The organism is Amycolatopsis sp. NPDC003731 (genome assembly GCF_053586895.1).
On record NZ_JBSFNC010000260.1, the window covers coordinates 1 to 7203 of the forward strand.

The following is a 7203-nucleotide window of genomic DNA, read 5'->3' on the forward strand; positions in this document are numbered from 1 at the left end:
GTTTTTTTTTTTTCATTATTTTTAATTTATTTTTTTAGTTGGTTTTGTGGTGGCGGGGTCCGCGGAATTCTGGCGGGCCGGCTGCGGGTCATACCGGGGCCGGGGCGGCCGCCCGCGCCCGCCCCCCCCCCCTTCCAGGTCACTGAAACCTGTTCCACCACACTGCCGAGCTGACAAACCCCGACCACTCGCCGTATCTTGTCGAGAACAGTAACGTGTTCTAGTCTGGCGCCGTGGAAGGGACCGGGATGGACGAGCAGGCGATGCGGTATCCGAACCACCTCGGCCACCTGGTCGTCTCCGCCCTGAAACGGCACCGGGACAAGCCCGTCATGGTGCTGGGCGAGACCACGATGACCGGGGGCCGGACCGCCGAGCAGGTCAGCCAGTACGCCCAGGCCTTCGAGGCGCTCGGCGCGGGCACCGGCGCGCCGGTCGCGCTGCTGTCGCTGAACCGGCCGGAAGTCCTGCTCATCATCGCCGCCGGGCAGCTGCAGGGCTCGCGGCGGACCGCGCTGCACCCGCTCGGGTCGCTCGACGACCACGCCTACATCCTCGGCGACGCCGGCATCACCACGCTGATCATCGACCCGGTGCCCGCCTTCGTCGACCGCGCGCTCGGCCTGCTCGACAAGGTCCCCGGCCTGACGCAGGTGCTCACCATCGGGCCGGTGCCGGAGCCGCTGGCCCACGTCGGCAAGGACCTCACCGCGGCCGCCGCGACGTTCGAACCCGGGCCGCTGGCGCCCGCCGTGCTGCCGCCGGACCAGGTCGTCTCCATCACCTACACCGGCGGGACCACCGGCAAGCCCAAGGGGGTCATGGGCACCGCGCAGGCGATGACCACGATGACGCAGATCCAGCTGGCCGAATGGGAGTGGCCGGAGGCGCCGAAGTTCCTGATCTGCACCCCGCTCTCGCACGCCGGCGCCGCGTTCTTCGCCCCGACGCTGATCAAGGGCGGGTCCCTGGTCGTCGTGCCGAAGTTCGACCCCGCCGACACCCTGCGGATCATCGAAGAGCAGCGGATCACCGCGACGATGCTGGTGCCCACCATGCTCTACGCGCTGATGGACCACCCCGACTCGCGCACCCGCGACCTGTCCTCGCTGCAGACGGTCTACTACGGGGCCGCGTCGATCAACCCGGTGCGCCTGCGCGAGGCGATCGACCGGTTCGGCCCGATCTTCGCCCAGTACTACGGCCAGTCCGAGGCCCCGATGGCGATCAGCTACCTCGCCAAGGGCGACCACGACGACGCCCGCCTCGCCTCCTGCGGCCGTCCGTCGGCCTTCCTGCGCACCGCGCTGCTCGACGCCGACGGCAACCCGGTGACCCCCGGCGAGCCGGGCGAGATCTGCGTGGCCGGGCCGCTGCTCGCCGGCGGGTACTGGAACCTGCCGGAGATCACCGCCGAGACCTTTCGCGACGGCTGGCTGCACACCGGCGACGTCGCCCGCGAAGACGAGGACGGCTTCTGGTTCATCGTCGACCGGGTCAAGGACATGATCGTCACCGGCGGGTTCAACGTGTTCCCCCGCGAGGTCGAGGACGTCGTCGCCGAGCACCCGGCGGTCGCCCAGGTCGGCGTGATCGGCACCCCGGACGAAAAGTGGGGCGAAGCGGTGACGGCGGTCGTGGTCCTGCGCAAGGACGCCGACCACGACCTCGAGCGGCTCACCGCCGAGATCCAGGCCGCGGTGCGCGAGCGCAAGGGCCCGGTGCACGTGCCCAAGCAGGTGATCGTGGCGGAGTCGCTGCCGATGACCGGGCTGGGCAAGCCGGACAAGAAGGCCCTGCGCGCGCAGTACGAGCCCCGCCGGGCCGGCGTGTAGCGCCCTCCTCCGTTCGAGCGAACCCCGGTCACGGACCGGCTCGCCATCTCGTCCCCGGGGTTCGCCGGCGGCATCGCGGACGGCTCGACCACCGACGGCGTCGTCCGCCTGCCCGGCGCCGGCGTCCAGCCGATCGCCGGGCCGGAGGTCTTCGGCCTCGACGAGTGGGTGCGCACCATGCTGACCGCCGAACAGAGTTGCCGGGCGGTCACCCAAGGCGAACGGGTACGCTGACCCCGCTAGTCAACAAATTGAGTAGGCGAGGTGCGCAATGAACAGCTTCCGCAAGGCCGTCGAGGCCCGCGATCCCGACGCCATGGCCGCGACGCTGGCGGAGAACGTCGTCTTCCGCAGCCCGGTCGCGTTCAAGCCGTACCCGGGCAAGGCGATCACCGCGGCAATCCTGCGCGGCGTGCTGCGCGTGTTCGAGGATTTCCGGTACGTGCGCGAGCTGACCGGCGGCGAAGGCCGGGATCACGCGCTCGTCTTCGAAGCCCGGATCGGGGACGTGCGGGTCGAGGGCTGCGACTTCCTGCACCTCGACGAAGAGGGCCTGATCGACGAGTTCACCGTGATGGTCCGGCCGCTCTCCGCCGCGCAGGCGCTGGCGGAAGCGATGGCGGCGCAGTTCGGGCAGATCCAGCGCGAAGCACTCAACTAGTTGAGCATGGCACTGCGCAACGCGCTGATGGCGGCGCTGCTCGAAGGCGAGGCGTCGGGCTACGACCTGGCGAAGGGGTTCGACGCCTCGGTGGCGAACTTCTGGGCGGCCACCCCGCAGCAGCTGTACCGGGAACTCGACCGCATGGCGGCCGACGGCCTGGTGCGGGCGCGGGTGGTCCACCAGGAGCGGCGCCCGGACAAGCGGCTGTTCTCGCTCACCGACGCCGGGCACCGGGCGCTGCGCGAGTTCACCGCGCGCCCGCCCCGCCCCGGCGTGATCCGGGACGAGCTCCTGGTGCAGGTGCAGGCGGTGGACGTCGGCGACGAAGGGGCGGTCCGGCAGGCGCTGGCCGAGCGGATGGCCCGGGCGGAAGCCAAGATCGCGGGCTACGAACGGCTTCGTGCGCGGCTGCTGGACGGCCGCTTCGAGGACGACTACCTCGCCGAAGCCGAGCGGATCGGCCCGTACCTGACGCTGATGCGGGGCCTGTCGTTCGAGCGCGAAAACCTGCGGTGGTGCGAGCAGTCGCTCAAGGTGCTCGACCGGCGCGGGCGCGGGTCAGCTCAGGCCGGCGTCGTGGACTAGGATCGCCACCTGGGTCCGGTTCGCCGCCTCGAGCTTCGCCATGATGTGTCCGATGTGGACTTTGACGGTGGACTCGCTGACCGCCAGGGCCTTGGCGATCTCCGCGTTGCTCAGCCCGCGTCCGATGTGGACGGCCACGTCGTGTTCGCGCGAAGTCAGCACCGAGAGCTTCGCCCGGGCCCGTGCAGTGCCGCCGCCGGCGGCGAATTCGGCCAGCAGCCGCTTGGTGATCTTCGGCGACAGCATCGCCTCGCCGCGGGCCGCGACGCGCACCGCGTGGACCAGCTCACGCGGCGGGGTGTCCTTCAGCAGGAACCCGGCCGCGCCGTGGCGCAGCGCCGTGTAGACGTACTCGTCGACGTCGAAGGTCGTCAGCACCACCACCGCCGGGGCCGCCGGGTGCTCCGCCAGCCGCCGGACCACTTCGAGCCCGTCGACCTTGGGCATCTGGACGTCGGTGAGCACGACGTCCGGCCGGTGGCGGTCGGTCAGCTCGACCGCCCGCACGCCGTCGGTGTCCTCGGCGACCACCTCGACGTCACCCGCCGACTCCAGGATCATCCGGATGCCGCTGCGGACCAGTTCCTCGTCCTCCAGCAGCACGACCTTGACCGTCACCGCCGTCCTCCCACCGGGAACCGCGCCAAAACCCGGAACCGGCCGTCGCCGGTCGGCCCGGTCTCCAGGTCGCCGCCGGCCAGCTCCACTCGTTCGCGCATCCCGACCAGACCGTAGCCGGACCCCGGGACGGCACTGCCGTGCGGGGTCAGCCGGTTGGTCACCTCCACCGCCAGCCGGTCCCCGGTGACCGCGAGCCGGACCCCGACGGCGGCGTGCGGCGCGTGCTTGCCCGCGTTGGTCAGGGATTCCTGCACGACCCGGTACACGGCCCGGCCGACGTCGCCGGGCACCACCGGCAGCGGGTCCGGCAGGGCCAGCTCGACCCGCGCCCCGCTCGCGGCGACCCCCTCGACGAGGTGTTCCAGCGAGGCGAGGACACCGGGGCCGGCGTCCTCGGCCGGGGCGTCGTCGCGCAGCACCCGCAGGATCCCGCGCAGCTCGTCGAGGGCGAGGGCGCTGGTGGCGCGGATCGTTTCGGCGGCCTGCTCGGTCTCTTCGTCCGGTGCCCGCAGCGACAGCGCGCCGGCCTGCAGCGCGACCGCGGTCACCCGGTGGGCGACGACGTCGTGCATCTCGCGGGCGATCCGCCGCCGTTCGGCGAAGACGGCCCGGTCGGCCAGCAGCGTCCGGGTGCGCTCGGCTTCGTCGGCGCGTTCGCGCAGCACGGCCAGCAGCGCCGCGCGCTGGTGCATCCACAGCCCGGCCAGCACCGGCCCGAGCACGAAGGTGCCGAGCACGACCACGACGAGGGTGAAGCTGCCGGGGTCCCGCAGCACCGGCACCACGTTCCCGGCGATCCCGGCGACGACCACGGCCACCCCGGTCACGACGCTCACGCCGTGCCGGGCGGCGACCGAGTACTGCGCCACCATCAGCGGGATCAGCGTCACCCCGGCGGGCATGCAGGCCACGGCGACGAGCAGCACGAGGAAGGGCCACCGGCGCCGCGCCAGCAGGGCGAGCCCGGAGACGACGACGGCGGGGACGTAGAGCGCGGGGTGCGGGTCACGCGGGTCGCCGCCGGTCAGGGACACGACGATGACGGCCGCGGCCACCGCGACGTCGAGCGCCAGCAGGAGGAGGCGGCCGTCCCACCAGCTCAGCCATCGCTTCACCGTGATCAGCCTAGGCTCCCGCCGCGGGCCGTGCCGACCGCGGCCGCCGTCAGCGCCACGGCGACCAGCCCCGCGAAGGCACCGATCCCGGGCGCGGCGAACAAGGCCGTGCCGGTGAACGGGAGGACGGTCGCCGGGACGCCGGCGACCACGCCGAGGACGAGCTCCACGACGAACGCCCACCCCGCGAACACCCCGATCGCGAGCCCGCTGTGCCGCAGCAGCCCGCCGAGCGCCACCCCGGCGAGTCCGGAAAGGACGGTCAGCAGGACCACCGCCCCGGCCGCCCTGCCCGCCGCCCCCTCGCCGGCGGGCAGGGCACCCCCGCCCGCGGCCACCCCGGCCGCGGTCAGCACCACCATCGCCACCCCGCCGAGCCCCCCGAGCCCGCCGGTGACCAGCGCCCGCGCAGCGACGATCCGCGAGGGCGAGCGCAGCACGAGCCGCGTGGTGGCGAGGGTCCCGTACTGGTGGTCCGCCCCGAACGAGGCCACCCCGATCGCGGCGACGAGCACCGCACCGAGCTTCCCGGCCACCCCGGAGGCGGCGACGAAGGCCCCGGGATCGCGCCGCAGGCCCCAGTGGAGACCGGAGGCGAACTGCAGGACTCCGGACGCGGTCAGGAGCAGCCACGTCGACCGCAGCGAGCGAGCCCTGGCCCATTCGTAGGCCAGTGCACGCTTCACGACAGCCCCGGCGGACAGCGCCACAGCATCCCGGCCCGCACCCCGCCGAAAGCCGACTCGCGCGTCACGACGGCCTCGGGGTGGCGCCGGCCCGGCACCGCAGCCGCCATCGCGCCCGCCGATGTGCTCGGGGCCGCCACCCCGGCCCGCCACCCCACCCGCACTTCTCCGGAACCCGACTCGCGCTTCACAACAGCCTCCGGCGACGCCGGCCATACACCGCACCCGCCGATGTGGCCGGAGTCCCCACCGCAGGCTCGGCCGCAGCCGCAGCCGCAGCCGCCGTCGCGGGCGCCGCAGCCGCCGTGGCGCTCGCGGTCGCCGCCAGGAATGCGTCTTCCAGGCCGCTCTGCCGCACGAACACCTCGCGCACCACCACCCCTGCGCGGCCGGCCACCGCCACCACTCGCCCGGTGTCGGCCGTGTCCACCACCAGCTCCCCCGCCTCCTGCCGCACCCGCAGGCCGTCGCGGGCCAGGGCCACCTGCAACGCTCCCGGGCTTTCCGCCCGCACCACCACGTCGGCGCGCGCGTGCCGACGGACGAACTCGTCCAGTGGCCCGGCCGAGACGAGCCGGCCACCGGCGATGACGATCAGGTCCTCGGCGAGCATCGCCGTCTCCGCCAGCAGGTGCGAGGAGGCGAAGACCGTCCGGCCCTCCCCCGCCAGCCGCTTCAGCAGGTCGCGGATCCACCGGACGCCCTGCGGGTCGAGCCCGTTCGCCGGCTCGTCGAGGATCAGGTATTCCGGGTCGCCCAGCAGCGCGGTGGCCAGGCCGAGCCGCTGCTTCATGCCCAGGCTGAACCGGCCCGCCGGCTTCCGGGCGACGTCCGCGAGCCCCGCCTCCGCCAGCACCTCGCGGACCCGCCGGGGTGGCACGCCGCCGCCCGCGGCGACCATGCGCAGGTGCGCGGCGGCCGTCCGGGCCGGGTGCACCGCCGCGGCGCCGGCCAGCACGCCGACCGTCCGAAGTGGACCTGGCACCTCGGCGTAGGTCCGCCCGCCGAAGGTCGTGCGGCCGCGCCCGCGGGTGAGGCCGAGCATGAGCCGGATGGTCGTCGACTTGCCGGCGCCGTTCGGCCCGAGGAAACCGGTCACGACGCCCGGGCGCACGGTGAACGAAAGCTCACCGACGCCAGCACCGTCCCGATAGGACTTGCCGAGTCCGTCCGCGACGATCACCGCCGGACCGCCACGGCGGCGTCGCGGCGGCCGAACAGGAACCACAGCACACTGCCCAGGAACGGCGCGCAGAAGGCGAAGACCACCCAGACGAGCTTCATCCCGCCGGTCAGCGGGGACCGCAGGATGCCGACGAGCGCGGCCAGGAATAGCACGGCGAAGGCCAGCACGGCGACGCCGGCCACGCCCAGCAGGAGCCAGGCCTGCGTCGTCTCGGATGCCACGGACATGCGAACTCCACTTCGGACTCGGTGAACACCACCACGATCGCCGTCCGGGCGGGCCCGCACATCGGAAGTTCGGACGTCATGAGCTAGGCAGAAAGTATTAACCCGCGGTTGTACGACTCTTGTACGGCCGCGTCCGACGATGGCTCCCATGTCACTCCACCGTCTGGCCAAGGCCGCACTGGCCGCCGGCGTGCTCTCGGCTTCTTCGTCAACACCCTGGCCGTGCGCGCCGACCTGTCCGGCTCACGGACCGGCACCACCCTGCTCACGGAGGTCCGCGCGGC

The 7203-nt window shown here is 73.0% G+C and carries 9 protein-coding genes; 3 read left to right on the top strand and 6 right to left on the bottom strand.

Going from position 1 to position 7203, the window contains the following annotated elements; all coding sequences use genetic code 11:
- The first annotated feature begins 233 nt into the window (after positions 1-233).
- The 3 genes from fadD8 (at position 234) to ACWDN5_RS45770 (ending at position 3084) form a co-directional block, all read left to right on the top strand.
- On the top strand, positions 234-1835 hold the full coding sequence (gene fadD8, locus ACWDN5_RS45760) for a fatty-acid--CoA ligase FadD8 (protein ID WP_449680677.1): 1602 nt from the start codon (positions 234-236) through the stop codon (positions 1833-1835).
- Between the two features lie 271 nt (positions 1836-2106).
- Positions 2107-2496 (top strand): nuclear transport factor 2 family protein, encoded by a 390-nt coding sequence (locus ACWDN5_RS45765; RefSeq protein WP_310969981.1) that lies wholly within the window; start codon positions 2107-2109, stop codon positions 2494-2496.
- 6 nt (positions 2497-2502) lie between these two features.
- On the top strand, positions 2503-3084 hold the full coding sequence (locus tag ACWDN5_RS45770) for a PadR family transcriptional regulator (protein WP_449680678.1): 582 nt from the start codon (positions 2503-2505) through the stop codon (positions 3082-3084).
- On the opposite strand, the gene ACWDN5_RS45775 is transcribed toward ACWDN5_RS45770, so the two are convergent.
- The 6 genes from ACWDN5_RS45775 to ACWDN5_RS45800 are packed head-to-tail and all read right to left on the bottom strand — an operon-like array spanning position 3058 to position 6919.
- Positions 3058-3702, bottom strand: coding sequence for a response regulator transcription factor (locus tag ACWDN5_RS45775; RefSeq protein ID WP_310969979.1), 645 nt, complete (start codon positions 3700-3702; stop codon positions 3058-3060). The genes ACWDN5_RS45770 and ACWDN5_RS45775 overlap by 27 nt on opposite strands.
- Entirely contained in the window at positions 3699-4820 is a 1122-nt protein-coding gene (locus tag ACWDN5_RS45780; protein WP_449680679.1) for a sensor histidine kinase, read from the bottom strand. The genes ACWDN5_RS45775 and ACWDN5_RS45780 overlap by 4 nt, the downstream gene beginning before the upstream one ends.
- Before the next feature lie 5 nt (positions 4821-4825).
- Complete coding sequence (locus tag ACWDN5_RS45785; protein WP_449680680.1) at positions 4826-5506, bottom strand: hypothetical protein; 681 nt, start codon at positions 5504-5506, stop codon at positions 4826-4828.
- Entirely contained in the window at positions 5503-5664 is a 162-nt protein-coding gene (locus tag ACWDN5_RS45790; RefSeq protein ID WP_449680681.1) for a hypothetical protein, read from the bottom strand. The genes ACWDN5_RS45785 and ACWDN5_RS45790 overlap by 4 nt, the downstream gene beginning before the upstream one ends.
- Positions 5665-5693: 29 nt before the next feature.
- Positions 5694-6689, bottom strand: a complete 996-nt coding sequence (locus tag ACWDN5_RS45795; protein ID WP_449680682.1) for an ABC transporter ATP-binding protein — start codon at positions 6687-6689, stop codon at positions 5694-5696.
- Positions 6686-6919 (bottom strand): PLD nuclease N-terminal domain-containing protein, encoded by a 234-nt coding sequence (locus ACWDN5_RS45800; protein ID WP_449680683.1) that lies wholly within the window; start codon positions 6917-6919, stop codon positions 6686-6688. Before ACWDN5_RS45800 ends, ACWDN5_RS45795 begins: the two co-directional genes overlap by 4 nt.
- Between the last annotated feature and the right edge of the window lie 284 nt (positions 6920-7203).

Excerpts from the sequence above, each read along its gene's own strand:
- ACWDN5_RS45765 (WP_310969981.1), top strand. The coding sequence starts at position 2,107 with ATGAACAGCTTCCGCAAGGCCGTCGAGGCCCGCGATCCCGACGCCATG.
- ACWDN5_RS45770 (WP_449680678.1), top strand. The coding sequence starts at position 2,503 with ATGGCACTGCGCAACGCGCTGATGGCGGCGCTGCTCGAAGGCGAGGCG.
- ACWDN5_RS45800 (WP_449680683.1), bottom strand. The coding sequence starts at position 6,919 with ATGTCCGTGGCATCCGAGACGACGCAGGCCTGGCTCCTGCTGGGCGTG.